The following is a 16,598-nucleotide window of genomic DNA, read 5'->3' as shown; positions in this document are numbered from 1 at the left end:
TCGCCGCCCCGCTTCATTTTTGTCCGATTGTTATTTTTCTGGATAGGCGCGCTCTTGAATTGGATCACCGACTCTAAGATTCCCATCGGCCCATTGGCCAAATCCTTCGTGGACTGGCTGACCTCGAATGGCGAATGGTTCTTCAACCAGCTTGCCTTTCTGCTGTCGCACGTCATCGACGGCCTGCTCTTCGTGCTGCAAAAGCCGCATCCGCTGATCGTCATCGCGATTATTTCCGCCCTCGCCTTCTGGCTGCGGCGGTCGATCGCGATCACGCTCTTCACCTGTCTTGGGCTGCTGCTCATCATGAACCAAGGATACTGGAAGGAGACGACGGAGACGCTCGCCCTCGTGCTCGCCTCCACCTTCGTCAGCATGGTGATTGGCATTCCACTCGGTATCGCGGCCGCCCGCCGCGCCTGGGTCTATGCCGCCATGCGCCCGGTACTTGATCTGATGCAGACCATTCCGACATTCGTCTACCTGATCCCGGCACTGATCCTGTTCGGCCTTGGAATGGTTCCGGGCCTGATCGCGACCGTCATCTTCGCGATCCCCGCTCCCATTCGATTGACACGTCTCGGCATTATCTCGACGCCGCCCTCCCTTGTCGAAGCCGCGGTCGCCTTCGGCGCGCGGCCGATGCAGGTGCTGCGCAAGGTCGAGCTCCCCTTCGCGGCGCCGCAGATCATGGCGGGTCTCACACAGACTATCATGTTGTCGCTGTCGATGGTGGTCATCGCCGCACTCGTTGGCGCTGATGGTCTCGGCGTGCCGGTCGTGCGTGCGCTGAACACCGTCAATGTCGCAAAAGGCTTCGAAGCCGGTCTCTGTATCGTCATCCTGGCGATCATTCTCGACCGCATGTTCCGCACGGCGGGTGAAGGAGACGGCGCATGACCGCGGTAAGCTTCAAGGATGTCAGCATTATCTTCGGCGATCGGCCGGAAGCCGCTCTTGCCATGGCCGACCAGGGCAAAACGCGTGACGAGATCGGCGCCGCGACTGGTCTGGTGCTCGGCGTCGCCGATGCGTCGCTGACGATCGAGGAAGGCGAGATCCTCGTGCTGATGGGCCTTTCCGGTTCGGGCAAGTCGACCTTGCTGCGCGCCGTCAACGGGCTCGCTCCCGTGGTGCGCGGCGACGTCGCGGTCTCCACGACCACCGGCCTCGTCAATCCTTACAAATGCAATGCCAAGGCGCTGCGCGAACTGCGCACCCACACCGTCTCCATGGTGTTCCAGCAGTTCGCCCTGCTGCCCTGGCGCACCGTCGCGGAAAATGTCGGCTTCGGTCTCGAACTCGCCGGCATGCCGGAGGCCGAACGCAAGGCCCGCGTCGGCGAGCAGCTCGAACTCGTCAACCTGACGAAATGGGCGAACCGCAAGGTCAACGAATTGTCCGGCGGCATGCAGCAGCGTGTCGGCCTTGCCCGCGCCTTTGCCACCGGCGCCCCGATCCTGCTCATGGACGAGCCTTTCTCGGCGCTCGACCCGCTGATCCGCACCCGCCTGCAGGACGAACTCCTGGAGTTCCAGCGGCGGCTGAAGAAGACCATTCTCTTCGTCAGCCACGATCTCGACGAGGCTTTCCGCATCGGCAATCGCATCGCCATCATGGAGGGTGGCCGGATCATTCAGTGCGGAACGCCGCACGACATCGTCAAGAACCCCGCGGACCAGTATGTCGCCGACTTCGTGCAGAACCTCAACCCGATCAACATGCTGACCGCCGCCGACGTCATGCAGCCCGGTCTCGGCCAGACGGCGGCCGGCATGAGCGTCAGCGCCACGGCCCGTGCCGCAACTCCGCTCGTCGATGTCCTCGACGTACTCGCCCGCCAGCCGGGCAGCATCGGCATCGTGGAAAACGGTACGGTCATCGGCACGATCACCGCCCAGGATGTCGTCGCCGGCCTCACGCGTCATCGCCGCAAGGAGGACGCTTGATGTTTTCGATCCGCTTTGCCACAAAGCGGGTATGAAAGATCAGCCCTCGCCCTTACGCGAAACCGACGACGAGGCCCGCAGGCTCGCCCGCGTGCTGTTGCGCTCCGCACGGTACGCGGCGATTGCCGTTCTCGATCCCGATACTGGTTTTCCCTTTGCCAGCCGAGTGCTCCTCGCCACCGATATCGACGGCGCCCCCGTCATCCTGGTTTCGAAACTTTCGGCTCACACAAAGGCGCTCGCAAGAGACCCGCGCGCCTCGCTGCTGACCGGCGAGCCCGGCAAGGGCGATCCGCTTGCCCATGGCCGGCTGACGACCCAATGCACGGCGGAGCCGATTGAGCATGGTCATCGGCTCCACGAGCGCATTCGCACGCGTTTCCTCGATCGCCATCCCAAGGCAAATCTCTATATCGATTTCCCCGATTTCCTCTTCTTCCGTCTCAAACCGGAGCAGGCGAGCCTCAACGCCGGCTTCGGCCGCGCCTACCATCTCGACGGCGGGGATCTCATCATCCAATCACCGGCAAACGAAGAGGTTGCCGCCAAAGCGGCCGAAATAGTGCGAGATTTAGTAGAGCGCCATTCCGATGTGGCGCAAACCCTTGCCATGCGCTTAAAAGCCCCGAAATCGGCTTCTTGGCGCATCTGCGGTATCGATCCGGCGGGTTTTGAGATCATTTCCAGCGACTTTTTGGTGCGATGCGAATTCGAAACGCTCGCTGTGGATTCCGATCACATTTGTTCAAACATATCTAAAATAGCATACTCGATACCTTAAATTTAGGTATATACAATCTTCGAGCCCAGTTGCTAATTTTGCCGCGGGCTCCGGCAGACAGCCCTTACCAGATAGATGATGTACGTTTCGCATTAGGAAGATAACAATATGGAAACCCCCGATTTGGCTGACCACACGAATGTGGCGGCAGCACTATTGTCAGCCATGGCCAATCCCAAAAGATTGCTGATCCTGTGCAGCCTGGTAAAAGGCGAGGTCGCCGTCGGAGTGCTTGCCACACAAGTCGGCCTTAGCCAGTCGGCGCTTTCACAGCACCTTTCGAAACTGCGCGCGCAGAAGCTGGTCAAGACCCGCCGCGACGCCCAAACCATCTACTATTCGAGTACATCCGAGCCGGTCATGAAGATCCTGGCGACGCTCGAAGACATCTACCTCGTTCCGAGCAGAAGCAGATCCGCAGCCTGATGATAGCGCTGACAGGAACGTCGGCCGGTGCCGCGCCGTAGGAAATGCTCCCCGCAAATCTCGGCAACGTATTCCAGCAGCTGAACTCAAAACGACCGGCAACTCTCGCAATTTGCCGGTCGCGCTTTTGTGTCGGGACTTTTCTCGTTGACGCGTTGGGAAGCCCTGATAATTTGACCGGGCAGTAAAAATTCGGGCGACAAGCCCCTGGGAACGGGCCGCCAACGGTCAGGAGAACAGCATGTCCAACCGCCTCAATGCACCGAACGATCTTCGTGCCTTCTGGATGCCGTTTACGGCAAATCGCCAGTTCAAGAAGGAGCCGCGGTTATTCGTCGGCGCCAAGGACATGTATTATACCACCCATGACGGTCGTCAGGTGTTGGACGGCACGGCTGGTCTCTGGTGCGTCAACGCCGGCCACTGCCGCCCGAAAATCACCGAAGCGATCCGCGAGCAGGCGGGCGAACTCGATTACGCGCCGGCTTTCCAGCTCGGCCATCCCAAGGCGTTCGAACTGGCGAACCGGCTGGTCGATATCGCTCCGGAGGGCATGAACCACGTCCTCTACACGAATTCCGGTTCCGAATCCGTCGAGACCGCGCTCAAGGTGGCGCTTGCCTATCACCGCGTGAAGGGTAACGGTTCGCGTTTCCGCCTGATCGGCCGGGAGCGCGGCTATCACGGCGTCAATTTCGGCGGCATCTCCGTCGGCGGCATCGTCGCCAACCGCAAGATGTTCGGCACGCTCCTGACCGGTGTCGACCACATGCCGCACACCCACCAGCCCGGCAAGAACAACTTCACCCGCGGCGAACCTGAGCATGGCGGTGACATCGCTACCGAACTCGAGCGCATCGTCACGCTGCATGACGCCTCCACCATCGCCGCCGTCATCATCGAGCCGGTGGCGGGCTCCACCGGTGTCCTGATTCCGCCGAAAGGCTACCTGCAGAAGCTGCGCGAAATCTGCACCAAACATGGCATCCTTCTGATCTTCGACGAAGTCATCACCGGCTTCGGCCGTCTCGGTGCCCCCTTCGCCGCGCAATATTACGACGTCAAGCCCGACATGATCACTACCGCCAAGGGACTGACCAACGGCGTCATTCCGATGGGCGCTGTCTTCGTCACCTCCGAGATCCATGATGCCTTCATGAACGGCCCGGAGCACATGATCGAGTTCTTCCACGGCTATACCTATTCCGGTAACCCGATCGCTTCCGCCGCAGCCCTTGCCACGCTCGACACCTATAAGGAAGAAGGTCTGCTCACCCGCGCCGGCGAACTTTCCAACTACTGGGCCGACGCGCTGCATTCACTCAGGGATTGCCCCAACGTCATCGACATCAGGAACACCGGCCTGATCGGCGCAATTGAACTCGACCCGATCGCCGGCGAGCCGACGAAACGCGCCTTCACCGCCTTCCTGAAGGCCTATGAGAGCGGGCTTCTGATCCGCACCACCGGCGACATCATCGCACTCTCCCCGCCGCTGATCATCGAGAAGCAGCATATCGACGAACTCTTCGGCAAGCTGCGGACCATTCTTCAGAACAACATCTGAAGACGCTCACGAGGCTCTCATCAAAAGACCCGCGATAGACAATGTTCTCGCGGGTCTTTCCGTCTGAAAATTTAAACCTCAGTTCACAGAGGCGACGGAAAGGCAGAGGGCGAACTTTTTCAGGAGCTGGCGATCGAAATGCCCCTCGGCGCCGAACATCCATTTCAGTGCCTGGCTGGCACTCCACGGCGCCTTATATGGCCGCACAGAGGTAATGGCGTCATACACATCGCAGATCGTGGCCATCCGCGCGTGCAGGCTCACCTCGCTGGCGGGCAAGCTGCGCGGATAGCCTTTGCCGTCGATGCGTTCGTGATGATTGAGGCAAACGTCGAGAACGATGTCCGACATCCCCTCCTGCCGCGACAGGATCGCGTGCCCCTTCTCCGGATGGCCCCGAAGCAAGCCGATTTCATCCTTTTCCAGGGGCCCCGTCTTGTTCAGCACCTCAAGCGGAATTTCAAGCTTGCCGACATCGTGCAGCAAACCCGCGGTGCCGAGCATCTGAATCCTATGCTCGTCGAGTGCGAGATGACGGCTGAAAAGGATCATCAGCGCGCTCACCGAAATGGAATGCAGGAAGGTTACCTCGTCCTTTGATTTCAGGCGCGTGACGCTCAGGAACACCGCGGGGTTCTCATCCATCGACTTGGAGACGGACGAAATCACCGGCGCCACGTGATCTATGCTGACTCCATCGCCGTTCCGCAGCTTTGCGAAAGCCTCTTCCAGCAACTGCACGGATTTCTGGACGGTCTCGCGCGCGGCCTGAATGTCGATCTCGACGTCGCGGCCCGGCAGGCCGTTGGTATCGAGCCCCTTGCTGGTATTGATGACGACGCCGGCAGTGCCGCATTTACGAATTTTTGCAGCATCAATCTCACGCCGCAGGGAAAATCTGCGCTTGGACAAAAACGGATCCTGCCACAGGCCCTCGATAACCTCCACAAACATTCCGATACACACCTGACCGGCGTCGATACGCTTGAGCATGCAGATCTCTGTTTCCCGATAGGTCTATCTAATTCTTTGTATTGTTCTCTTTTTCAATGCGGCGGTATTCGGGGTCCCATGGATACTACTGCCATTGGCCAAACTAACGGTTAATAGGGAAATTAAAGACAACCTTATGGATGTGATTTTGTCCGGAAGCAGGTCGTGACCATTCGCCGCCTCGCGTTTGAAAATCGCGACAAAACGGAGAAAATGATCCGTTCCAACTGAATTTTCAGCCGGATCCGCCGAATTTTCCTTCCATTTTGTTATGAACTTGCGCAATCCCATCAAAATTTCTAGAAATCTTGCCATGAGCCCTCCCCGAGTCAAACATGGCCGGCGGGTTCGCTGATCGCACCGTTACCGATCGTCCTTGGCGCAGCCTCTGGAGTCTGTTGAATGATCGGGAAAGCCGGCGCGGCACATCATCGCGGGTCGACGACCCCATCCAAGGAGACAGACAATGACCCTCAAGACATTGACGGCGACCCTCGTCGCGTCACTCGCCTTTGCGCCCCTTGCTCATGCCGACATCACCATCGGCCTGATCGCGCCGCTGACCGGTCCCGTCGCCGCCTATGGCGATCAGGTGAAGAACGGCGCTCAGACTGCCGTCGACGAGATCAACAAGAAGGGCGGCATTCTCGGCGAGAAGGTCGTGCTGGAACTGGCCGACGATGCCGGCGAACCGAAGCAGGGCGTTTCCGCCGCCAACAAGGTTGTTGGCGACGGCATCCGCTTCGTCGTCGGCCCGGTGACATCGGGCGTTGCGATCCCGGTGTCGGACGTTCTGGCTGAAAACGGCGTGCTGATGGTCACCCCGACCGCAACAGCCCCGGACCTCACCAAGCGCGGCCTCACCAATGTGCTGCGCACCTGCGGCCGCGACGATCAACAGGCCGAAGTCGCCGCCAAATACGTGCTGAAGAATTTCAAGGACAAACGCATCGCCATCGTCAACGACAAGGGCGCCTACGGCAAAGGTCTTGCCGACGCCTTCAAGGCAACGCTGAACGCCGGCGGCGTCACCGAAGTCGTCAATGACGCGATCACCCCTGGCGACAAGGATTTCAGCGCCCTCACCACCCGTATCAAGTCCGAGAAGGTCGACATCGTCTATTTCGGCGGCTACCACCCGGAGGGCGGCCTGCTCGCCCGCCAGCTGCATGACCTCTCCGCCAACGCGATGATCATCGGTGGCGACGGCCTCTCGAACACCGAATTCTGGGCGATCGGCACCGATGCGGCGGGAGGCACGCTGTTCACCAATGCTTCCGACGCCACCAAGAGCCCGGACTCCAAGACGGCTGCCGATGCGCTCGCCGCCAAGAACATTCCGGCCGAGGCCTTCACCCTCAACGCCTATGCCGCCGTCGAAGTTCTGAAAGCCGGCATCGAAAAGGCCGGCAGCGCCGAGGATGCGGAAGCCGTCGCGGCTGCTCTGAAGGACGGGATGGAGGTTCCGACCGCCATCGGCAAGCTCACCTACGGCGAGACCGGCGACCTGACCTCGCAAAGCTTCTCGCTTTACAAGTGGGAAGGCGGGAAGATCGTCGCTGCGGAATAAATCAGGATATAGAGATTGCGACCGGGCGCTATAAGCGCCCGGTTTCGCTTGTGGGCATCGCATGTCGCTGCAGATCGGTTATAAGTTCCGGAATCGGTTGCAATGTGAGCGGTGCCATGACCAACAGACTCGAACGTCTCATCGACCAGGGTGTGGGCCGTATCCCCGCCGACATCGTGCTGAAGGGCGGCAGCTTCTTCGATCTCGTCACCGGCGAAATCGTCCGCTCCGACATCGCCATCGGCGCCGACCGCATCGTCGGCACCGCGGGCGACTATGCGGGCGAGACCGAGATCGACATCTCGGGCAGAACCGTCGTTCCCGGCTTCATCGACACGCATCTGCACATCGAATCCTCGCTGGTCACGCCGCATGAATTCGACCGCTGCGTCCTGCCCTATGGCGTCACGACCGCTATCTGCGATCCGCACGAGATTGCCAATGTGCTCGGCACCGAGGGCATCGAATTCTTCCTCGAATCGTCGCTGGAGACGATCATGGACATCCGCGTCCAGCTCTCCTCGTGCGTGCCGGCAACGCATCTCGAAACTGCGGGCGCTGACTTGCCGATCGAAAGCCTGCTGCCCTTCCGCGACCATCCCAAGGTGATCGGCCTTGCCGAGTTCATGAATTTCCCCGGCGTGATCCACAAAGATCCCATCTGCATGGCCAAGCTTGACGCCTTCCAGGGCGGTCATATCGACGGTCATGCGCCGCTTCTGTCCGGCAAGGATCTCAACGGTTATCTCTCGGCCGGCATCCGCACCGAGCATGAGTGCACGAGCGCCACCGAGGCGCTGGAGAAGATCCGCAAGGGCATGCATATCCTGGTGCGCGAGGGCTCGGTGTCCAAGGACCTCGCCGCGCTGATCCCGATCATCACCGAGCGGCTTTCCCCCTACCTCGCGCTCTGCACCGACGACCGCAATCCACTCGATATTGCCGAACAGGGCCATCTCGATCATATGATCCGCACGGCGATCGCCAACGGCGTCGAGCCCTTGGCGATCTACCGCGCCGCCTCGATCTCGGCCGCTCGCGCCTTCGGCCTTAGAGACCGCGGCCTGGTGGCGCCCGGCTGGCGCGCCGATCTCGTGGTTCTCGACAGCCTGGAAAGCTGCCGTGCAGAGATGGTTTTTTCCGCCGGCCGCCGCGTCACCGACGCGCTTTTTGCCACGCGCAGACCGGTCGCCCCGATCGGCCTCGACAGCGTCAAGGCCCGGCCGGTCAATGCCGCCCATTTCGGTGTGCCGGTCGCCGAGGGCGAAACATCGGTCATCGGCGTCATGCCGGGCAAGATCATCACCGAGCATCGCCGCTACCGCCTGCCGGCCAAGGGCAACGAGACGACGGTCGATCTAACCAACGACATCATCAAGGTCGCCGTCATCGAGCGCCACGGCAAGAACGGCAACCATGCCAACGGCTTCGTCCAAGGCTTCGGCCTGAAGAAGGGCGCGATCGCCTCCACCGTCGGCCATGACAGCCACAATATCTGCGTCGTCGGGGTCAATGAGGACGACATGGCCCGCGCCGCAAACCGCCTCGGCGAGATCAAGGGTGGTTTCGTCGTGGTCGAGGACGGCAAGATAACCGGCGAAATCGCCCTGCCCGTCGCCGGCCTGATGAGTCTGGAACCCTACGAGAAGGTGCGCGACACGCTGCACCATCTGCGCAAGGCCGCCTTGGCACTCGGCGCCACGCTGGAAGAGCCATTCCTCCAGTTGGCCTTCCTGCCGCTGCCCGTCATCCCGCATCTGAAGATTTCCGACCGCGGCATGGTCGATGTGGACAAATTCGCGCTGATCGGGTGAGTAGCGCCAGGGTTGGAGTGCTTACTGCCAGGCTTCCGGCAATTCACTCTCAACAGGTTTCGCAACGGGCACCGTCCCGAGCAGCTTCGAGAGGCCACCAACCCGCGCACAGAACCCGTCCAGCGCCCCAAGCGTGACCGTTCCGGCTCCGTCCACAGCCTCGTACCCCGGCATGGTCAACGGCTCTCCGAACACCATGCCGTCAGGCAGGCGGAATTCCGCCGGTTTGCGCGTCAGGTTGAAAACGAACAGCAGTTTCTCTTCACCCTTTTCGCGGGTGAAGGCGAGCAGGTCCTGGTTGGTGCCGATGAAGGTCATCTCGCCGTCAACAAGCGCCGGCTGGCTCCTCCGGAAGGCGAGCGTCCTGCGGTAGTGGTGCAGCACCGAGCTGTTGCTGTCCTCCTGCGTATCCACGGAAAGCGCAGCCTGCTCGTAAGGCACCGGCAGCCAGCTCTTTTCAGCCGAGGTGAAGCCTGCATGCGCCTTGCTGGCTTCCCAAGGCATCGGCGTGCGGCATCCGTCGCGGCCCTTGAAGGCCGGCCAGAAGCGGATGCCGTAGGGATCGCGCAGATCCTCGAAGGCAAGCTCCGCTTCCGGCAGTCCGAGCTCCTCGCCCTGGTAAAGGCAGATCGAACCGCGCAGCGCCGCAAGCACGGAGATCGCGAGCTTGGCGATGACGGGCCGCTCCTCTTCGGTCAGCGCGAACCGGCTGACATGGCGCATGACGTCGTGATTGGAGAATGCCCAGCAGACCCAGCCGTCGGTCACCACCTTCTGGAAGGCTTCGACGCAGCCGCGGATATGTGCGGCGGTGAAATCCGGTCCCAGCAGATCGAACGTGTAGCACATGTGCAGCTTATCATCGCCGCTCGTATAGGCGGCCACCGTCTTCAGCGAGCGTGCACCGTCGCCGACTTCGCCGACGGTCGTGCGATCCTCATAGCGGTCGAGCAGTGCGCGGAAGCGCTTGAGGAAGCCAATGTTTTCCGGCTGCGTCTTGTCGTAGAGGTGGTTCTGCATGCCATAGGGATTGGTGTCGGGCGCATCGAGGCCCCCATCATTGGTATCGGGCTCGTGCGGCGGATTGCTTCTGAGTTGCTTGTCGCAGAAATAATAGTTGACCGTGTCCAGCCGGAAGCCGTCGACGCCGCGATCGAGCCAGAACTTCACCGTCTCCAGCACCGCCTCCTGCACTTCTGCGTTGTGGAAATTGAGGTCGGGCTGCGACGTCAGGAAATTGTGCTGGTAATATTGCCGGCGCACGCCGTCCCATTCCCAGCCCGGCCCGCCGAAGATCGACAGCCAGTTGTTCGGCGCCGTCCCGTCCGGCTTCGGGTCGGCCCAGACATACCAGTCCGCCTTCGCATTGCTCCGGCTCGCCCGGCTCTCGACAAACCAGGGATGTCGGTCGGAGGTGTGCGAGATCACCTGGTCGATGATGACTTTGATGCCGAGCCTGTGCGCCTCGGCCATCATCTCGTCGAAATCGGCGAGCGTGCCGAAGATCGGGTCGACGTCGCAATAATCGGACACGTCGTAACCCATGTCGGCCATGGGAGACTTGAAGAAGGGTGAAAGCCAGATCGCATCGACGCCGAGGCTGGCGATATGCGGCAGCCGGCGGGTGATGCCTTTGAGATCGCCGAGCCCATCGCTGTTCGTATCCTGAAACGAGCGCGGGTAGACCTGATAGATCACCGCTCCGCGCCACCAGCCCGCATTCCCGCCTGCCTGCAATGCCATCGGCTACATCTCCTGCCTCGTTTGCGCTCGACACACTAAAGCGGACGAAACAAAAGACAACCACGTGAAGCCGTTATGAACGGAACCGCGACCGCCGCGACGTTTCGTCGCGATCCAACAAGAGGGAGACGCATATGGGCTTGTCCACAACCTCAATCCAGCCCCCGGATTTGGGGTTGCAACGCAAAGCCTTTGCGATAAGGTGCGCACTGACCTGCACGTAAGAGGTCGAAAATCGGGAACAGATGTCTAATAAAGGCGCAAAGCCTAGAAAGGTGGACCCACGATGAACCAGTTCACGAAAAAATTTCTCGCCTCCGCGATGCTTGGCACATTGCTGGCGTTTTCGGCGCACGCGGCGACGCTCAACATCCACAATGGCGGCGATCCGCAGTCGCTCGATCCGCAGAAACTTTCCGGCGACTGGGAGAACCGCATCGCCGGCGACATTTTCGAAGGCCTCGTCACCGAGGATGCCAAGGACAATCCAGTCCCCGGCCAGGCCGAAAGCTGGACCATCTCGCCTGATGGCAAGGTCTACACGTTCAAGCTTCGCGACGGCATCAAGTGGTCCGATGGCCAGCCGGTAACGGCAGGAGACTTCGTCTTCGCCTTCCAGCGCCTCGTCGACCCGAAGAACGCCGCCGATTATGCCTATCTGCAGTTCACCATCAAGAACGCCGAAAAGATCAACAAGGGCGAGATCACCGATCTCAGCCAGCTTGGCGTCAAGGCGATCGACGACAAGACGCTTGAGATCACCCTCGAAAATCCGACCCCCTATTTCCTCAATGCGCTGATGCACTACACCGCCTATCCGCTGCCGAAGCATGTCGTCGAGGCGAAGGGCCAGGATTGGGTCAAGATCGGCAACATCGTCACCAACGGCCCCTATAAGCCAGTCGAATGGGTTCCCGGCTCGCACGTCACAACAGTCAAGAACGACCAGTGGTACGGGGCCAAGGACCTGAAGATCGACGGCGCCAAGTTCTTCGTGCTCGAGGATCAGGAAGCCGCACTGAAACGTTACCGTGCCGGCGAATTCGACATCCTCACCGACTTCCCGACCGACCAGTACGAGTGGATGAAGAAGAACCTGCCGGGCCAGGCGCATGTCGCTCCCTTCTCCGGCCTCTATTATTATGTCGTCAACTCGCAGAAGCCGCCCTTCAGCGACAAGCGCGTCCGCCAGGCACTGTCGATGGCGATCAACCGTGAAGTCATCGGCCCGCAGATCCTCGGCACCGGCGAGCTGCCAGCCTATTCCTGGGTTCCGCCGGGCACCGCCAATTACGGCGAGCCGGCCTATGTCAGCTGGAAGGACCTGCCGTATAAGGACAAGGTCGCCGAAGCCAAGAAGCTGCTCACTGAGGCCGGCTTCGGCCCGGACAAGCCGCTTCACGCCGTTCTCAGCTACAACACCAACGACAACCACAAGCGCATCGCCGTTGCGATCGCATCCATGTGGAAGCCGCTTGGTGTCGACGTCGAACTCGTCAATGCCGAAACCAAGGTGCATTACGACCAGATGCAGCGTGGCCAGGTCGAAATCGGCCGTGCCGGCTGGCTTGCCGATTACAATGATCCGGACAACTTCCTGAACCTGCTGGTAACAGGCGTCCAGATGAATTACGGCCGCTGGTCCAATCCCGATTACGACAAGCTGATCAAGGACGGCAACGCGGAAACCGATCTGAAGAAGCGCGCCGAAATCTTCAAGAAGGCCGAGCAGCTGGCGCTTGATGAATCCGCCGCCCTGCCGATCTATTATTATGTCTCGAAGAACGTCGTCTCACCGAAGGTCGAAGGCTTCGTCGACAACATCCAGGACATCCACCGCACGCGCTGGCTGTCGATGAAAGAGTAAGGGAAAACGGTCCTTCCCGCCCCGCGCGGGAAGGACCGGCCCACGACCATGATCAAATACGCTCTCCGTCGCCTGCTGTCGACGATCCCCGTCATGTGGATCGCCGTGACAGCCTCGTTTTTCGTCCTGCGCCTTGCCCCCGGCGGCCCTTTCGATGGCGAAAGGCCATTGCCGCCGGTCATCCTCAAGAACCTCGCGGCCCACTACAATCTCGACAAGCCGCTGATCCAGCAATACCTGCTCTACGTCGGAGATCTGCTCAAGGGCGATCTCGGGCCCTCCTTCTCCAGTGAGGATTTCAGCGTCGCTCAGCAGATCATGATCGGTCTGCCCTATACTTTCACGATCGGCACGGCCGCTTTCCTGCTCGCCATCCTCGTCGGCGTGACCGTCGGCTGTCTCGGGGCGCTCTACCAGAACAAGACGCCGGACTACATTCTCGGCAGCCTCATCTTGATCGGCGTCGTGCTGCCGAACTTCCTCATCGCGCCGATCCTTCAATTGATCTTCGGCATCCACCTCGCCTGGTTTCCGGTCGGCGGCTGGGGTGACGGCTCGCTCAAATTCCTCGTGTTGCCGATCATCGTTCTGGCCCTGCCGCATGCCGGGCGCATCTCGCGCATCACCCGCGGCTCGATGATCGAGGTGATGAACCAGAACTTCATCCGCACCGCCAAGGCCAAGGGCATCGGCCCGCGGCTGACGGTGATGCGCCACGCGCTGAAGCCTGCATTGATGCCTGTCGTCTCCTATCTCGGACCGGCGGCAAGCTACCTTCTCACCGGCTCGCTGGTTGTCGAGAGCATCTTCGGATTGCCCGGCATCGGCCGCTACTTCGTCAATGCGGCGTTGAACCGCGACTATGGAATGGTTCTCGGTACGGTCATCTTCTACATGGTGCTGATCGTGTTCCTGAACCTTCTCGTCGATATCGCCTATGCGTGGCTCGATCCGAAAGTGAGAAACCGATGATCCTCAATCCCGCAAAGCGCGAGCTGCTCGCCCAGGAGCTTCTGCAAGCGGAGGGTCTCGCACCCGAAGGCCGTTCGCTGACCAAGGATGCGTTGCGTCGCCTGGCGCGCAACAAGGCCGCCGTGCTGTCGATCGCCGTCCTCGGGCTCCTGATCCTCGCCGCCTTCCTCGGCCCCTGGTTCATTCCCTTCAACTACGAGGATCCGGATTGGGCGGCCTTCCGCATCCCGCCCTCGATCGAGACGGGCCATTATTTCGGCACCGACCCGAACGGCCGCGACCTTCTCGCCCGTGTGCTCTACGGCACCCGCGTCTCGCTTGCCGTCGCGCTGACGGCGACCGTCGTCTCGGTCGTCATCGGCGTGCTTTATGGCGCGATCTCAGGTTATATCGGCGGCAGGCTGGATGCGATCATGATGCGCTTCGTCGACATCATGTACGCGCTTCCCTACATCCTCTTCGTCATCCTGCTGATGGTGATCTTCGGCCGCAACGTCTACCTGCTCTTTGCCGCGATCGGCGCGCTGGAATGGCTGACTATGGCCCGTATCGTGCGCGGCCAGACGCTGTCGATCAAGCATCGCGAGTTCATTGAGGCGGCGCGGGCCTCCGGGCAGCGGCCGTTCAAGATCATCGTCAAGCACATCATCCCGAACCTCGTCGGGCCGGTGGTCATCTTCGCGGCGCTGACGGTGCCTGAAATCATCGCCACGGAAAGCTTCCTTTCCTATCTCGGCTTCGGCGTGCAGGAACCGCTGACTTCACTCGGCACGCTTATTGCCGAGGGAACCGACGCCATGGAAAGCATGCCCTGGCTGCTGATTTTCCCGGCAAGTTTCCTCGTGATGCTGCTGCTCAGCCTGCTTTTCATCGGCGACGGCCTGCGCGACGCGTTCGACCCGAAGGATCGATAGAATGCTCCAAGAAAAAGACATCCTGCTCGAACTCAAGGACTACTCGATCACCTTCGCGACGCCCGACGGCGAGGTGAAGGCGGTCTCCAACATGAACCTCACCGTGCGGCGCGGCGAGCGCATCGCCATCGTCGGCGAGTCCGGCTCCGGCAAGAGCCAGACCTTCCTCGGCATCATGGGCCTCATCGCCAAGAACGGCAAGACGACAGGACAGGCGCTGCTCGAAGGCAAGGACGTGCTGTCGCTGAGACCGCGCGAGCTCGACCAGATCCGCGGCAAGGACATGGCCATGGTCTTTCAGGACCCGATGACGGCGCTGAACCCGTCGCTGAAGATTTCCCGGCAGCTGACGGAACAGCTCGAGGTTCACCGCGGCCTGACGGCGCGCGCCGCATCGGACGCTGCCCTCGACATGCTGAAACGCGTCGGCATCCCCGACCCAACGCGGCGCTTCCACCTTTATCCGCACGAACTGTCAGGCGGCATGCGTCAGCGCATCGTCATCGCCATGGCGCTGCTCACCAAGCCGAAGCTCCTGATTGCCGACGAGCCGACGACGGCGCTCGACGTTACGATCCAGGCGCAGATCCTCGATCTCTTCAACGATCTGACGGCGGAGATGAACACAGCGCTCATCATGATCACCCACGATCTCGGCGTCGTCGCCGGCCTCGCCGACCGCGTCGCCGTCATGTATGCCGGCCGCATTGTCGAGGAGGCGCCTGTCGACGAACTCTTCGATAGTCCCGCCCATCCCTATACGGCGGCCCTGCACGCCTCGATCCCGCGGCCGGACCAGGATGTCGACCACCTCGTCGTCATTCCGGGGCGCCCGCCGAACCTGCAGCACCTGCCAAAGGGCTGCAATTTCTCGCCACGCTGTTCGCAGGTTCAGGACGATTGCATCGACCGCCCGCCGCCGCTCGAAACCCTGGCGCCGCGCCACTGTGCGGCCTGCTACCACCCGTTCCCGCGTCGTGAGGAGTTGCTGAACCATGGCTGAGCGATCGCTGCTGAGAGTCGAAAACCTCACCACCCAGTTCGAACTGCCGGCGAAAGGCCTCTTCAAGCCGCCGGTCTTCCTTACCGCCGTCAATAATGTCAGCTTCGACCTCGCCGAAGGCCGCACGCTCGGCGTCGTCGGCGAATCCGGCTGTGGCAAATCCACACTCGGCCGCTCCATCCTGCGGCTTTTGAAATCGCAGAGGGGCCGCATTCTCTGGCAAGGCCGCAATCTTCTCGACCTGTCGGAGGAGGAAATGCGCGCCGCGCGCCGCGACATGCAGATCATCTTCCAGGATCCGATCGCCTCGCTCGACCCGCGCATGACGGTTGGAGACATCATCGCCGAGCCGCTCACTGTCTTCGAACCGAAACTTTCGAAGTCCGAGCGTACCCAGCGGGTGCGCGACATCATGGGCGCCGTCGGCCTAGTGCCGGAGATGATCAACCGCTATCCGCACGAATTCTCCGGCGGCCAGGCGCAACGCATCGGCATTGCGCGTGCGATCATCACCAAACCGAAGCTCATCGTCTGCGACGAGCCCGTTTCGGCTCTCGACGTTTCGATCCAGGGCCAGGTCATCACGCTTCTGCGCAAGTTGCGCAAGGAATTCGGGCTGACGCTGATCTTCATCAGCCACGACCTCTCGGTCGTGCGCCTGATCTCCGACGATGTGCTGGTGCTCTACCTCGGTCGGGTAGTGGAATCAGGCGACTGCGCCACCGTCTTCGATCATCCGGCCCATCCCTATACACAGGCGCTCTTTTCCGCCGCGCCGATCCCGGATCCGAAGCTCGCGCGCCTGCGCACCCGCATCCGCCTCCAGGGCGATCCGCCCTCGCCGCTCAACCCGCCGAAAGGCTGCGTCTTCTCTCCCCGCTGCTGGAAGGCAACCGACATCTGCCGCACCGAAATGCCGCCGACCGAGGAGGTTCGTCCCGGCCAGAAGGCGGCCTGCTATCATATGGACAGGCCGTGAATGGAACGCGGGCCCTATGA

Annotated in this window: 15 protein-coding genes; 12 read left to right on the top strand and 3 right to left on the bottom strand. The window is 61.1% G+C overall.

What is annotated here, in order from left to right; all coding sequences use genetic code 11:
* Window positions 1–54 precede the first annotated feature (54 nt).
* The 5 genes from choW to HJB91_RS17960 all read left to right on the top strand — a co-directional run bounded on the left by choW (window position 55) and on the right by HJB91_RS17960 (window position 4,723).
* On the top strand, window positions 55–900 hold the full coding sequence (gene choW / locus HJB91_RS17980) for a choline ABC transporter permease subunit (RefSeq protein WP_210630418.1): 846 nt from the start codon (window positions 55–57) through the stop codon (window positions 898–900).
* The gene (gene choV, locus HJB91_RS17975) at window positions 897–1,949 is read left to right on the top strand and encodes a choline ABC transporter ATP-binding protein (protein WP_210630416.1); all 1,053 of its coding nucleotides are present in this window, start codon (window positions 897–899) and stop codon (window positions 1,947–1,949) included. Before choW ends, choV begins: the two co-directional genes overlap by 4 nt.
* 31 nt (window positions 1,950–1,980) lie before the next feature.
* Window positions 1,981–2,730, top strand: a complete 750-nt coding sequence (locus HJB91_RS17970) for a HugZ family protein (protein WP_221146948.1) — start codon at window positions 1,981–1,983, stop codon at window positions 2,728–2,730.
* Between the two features lie 108 nt (window positions 2,731–2,838).
* Window positions 2,839–3,156 carry a helix-turn-helix transcriptional regulator gene (locus HJB91_RS17965; protein WP_064684394.1) on the top strand — a complete coding sequence of 106 codons (318 nt, stop codon included), beginning with the start codon at window positions 2,839–2,841 and terminating at the stop codon, window positions 3,154–3,156.
* Window positions 3,157–3,397: 241 nt separating this feature from the next.
* Window positions 3,398–4,723 carry an aspartate aminotransferase family protein gene (locus tag HJB91_RS17960; RefSeq protein ID WP_221146947.1) on the top strand — a complete coding sequence of 442 codons (1,326 nt, stop codon included), beginning with the start codon at window positions 3,398–3,400 and terminating at the stop codon, window positions 4,721–4,723.
* Between the two features lie 78 nt (window positions 4,724–4,801).
* Here the strand turns inward: HJB91_RS17960 and HJB91_RS17955 are convergent, their stop codons facing one another.
* Both HJB91_RS17955 and HJB91_RS17950 read right to left on the bottom strand, forming a co-directional pair.
* Window positions 4,802–5,716, bottom strand: coding sequence for an HD-GYP domain-containing protein (locus tag HJB91_RS17955; protein WP_221155626.1), 915 nt, complete (start codon window positions 5,714–5,716; stop codon window positions 4,802–4,804).
* Between the two features lie 24 nt (window positions 5,717–5,740).
* On the bottom strand, window positions 5,741–6,031 hold the full coding sequence (locus HJB91_RS17950; RefSeq protein WP_210630410.1) for a hypothetical protein: 291 nt from the start codon (window positions 6,029–6,031) through the stop codon (window positions 5,741–5,743).
* Between the two features lie 151 nt (window positions 6,032–6,182).
* Here HJB91_RS17950 and HJB91_RS17945 point away from each other — a divergent pair, with 151 nt between their 5' ends.
* Window positions 6,183–7,286 carry a branched-chain amino acid ABC transporter substrate-binding protein gene (locus HJB91_RS17945; RefSeq protein ID WP_210630408.1) on the top strand — a complete coding sequence of 368 codons (1,104 nt, stop codon included), beginning with the start codon at window positions 6,183–6,185 and terminating at the stop codon, window positions 7,284–7,286.
* Between the two features lie 116 nt (window positions 7,287–7,402).
* Complete coding sequence (gene ade, locus HJB91_RS17940) at window positions 7,403–9,100, top strand: adenine deaminase (protein ID WP_210630406.1); 1,698 nt, start codon at window positions 7,403–7,405, stop codon at window positions 9,098–9,100.
* 21 nt (window positions 9,101–9,121) lie between these two features.
* Here ade and HJB91_RS17935 read toward each other — a convergent pair whose 3' ends face one another.
* The gene (locus HJB91_RS17935) at window positions 9,122–10,843 is read right to left on the bottom strand and encodes an alpha-glucosidase family protein (RefSeq protein ID WP_221146943.1); all 1,722 of its coding nucleotides are present in this window, start codon (window positions 10,841–10,843) and stop codon (window positions 9,122–9,124) included.
* Window positions 10,844–11,129: 286 nt separating this feature from the next.
* Here HJB91_RS17935 and HJB91_RS17930 point away from each other — a divergent pair, with 286 nt between their 5' ends.
* Genes HJB91_RS17930 through HJB91_RS17910 form a run of 5 tightly spaced genes read left to right on the top strand, consistent with a single transcriptional unit; the run spans window position 11,130 to window position 16,578 of the window.
* Window positions 11,130–12,710: a peptide ABC transporter substrate-binding protein gene (locus HJB91_RS17930; RefSeq protein WP_221102657.1), complete on the top strand. Its 1,581-nt coding sequence runs from the start codon at window positions 11,130–11,132 to the stop codon at window positions 12,708–12,710.
* Window positions 12,711–12,758: 48 nt separating this feature from the next.
* On the top strand, window positions 12,759–13,682 hold the full coding sequence (locus HJB91_RS17925; protein ID WP_210630401.1) for an ABC transporter permease subunit: 924 nt from the start codon (window positions 12,759–12,761) through the stop codon (window positions 13,680–13,682).
* Window positions 13,679–14,596, top strand: coding sequence for an ABC transporter permease (locus tag HJB91_RS17920; RefSeq protein ID WP_210630399.1), 918 nt, complete (start codon window positions 13,679–13,681; stop codon window positions 14,594–14,596). The genes HJB91_RS17925 and HJB91_RS17920 overlap by 4 nt, the downstream gene beginning before the upstream one ends.
* Before the next feature lies 1 nt (window position 14,597).
* On the top strand, window positions 14,598–15,599 hold the full coding sequence (locus HJB91_RS17915) for an ABC transporter ATP-binding protein (protein ID WP_221146941.1): 1,002 nt from the start codon (window positions 14,598–14,600) through the stop codon (window positions 15,597–15,599).
* Complete coding sequence (locus tag HJB91_RS17910; protein WP_210630396.1) at window positions 15,592–16,578, top strand: ABC transporter ATP-binding protein; 987 nt, start codon at window positions 15,592–15,594, stop codon at window positions 16,576–16,578. The genes HJB91_RS17915 and HJB91_RS17910 overlap by 8 nt, the downstream gene beginning before the upstream one ends.
* The last annotated feature ends 20 nt before the right edge of the window (window positions 16,579–16,598 follow it).

The organism is Rhizobium sp. NLR10b (assembly GCF_019685435.1).
Taxonomy (GTDB): domain Bacteria; phylum Pseudomonadota; class Alphaproteobacteria; order Rhizobiales; family Rhizobiaceae; genus Rhizobium.
Note: the sequence above shows the minus strand (reverse complement) of the source record. Positions and strands in the feature narration are given on the sequence as shown.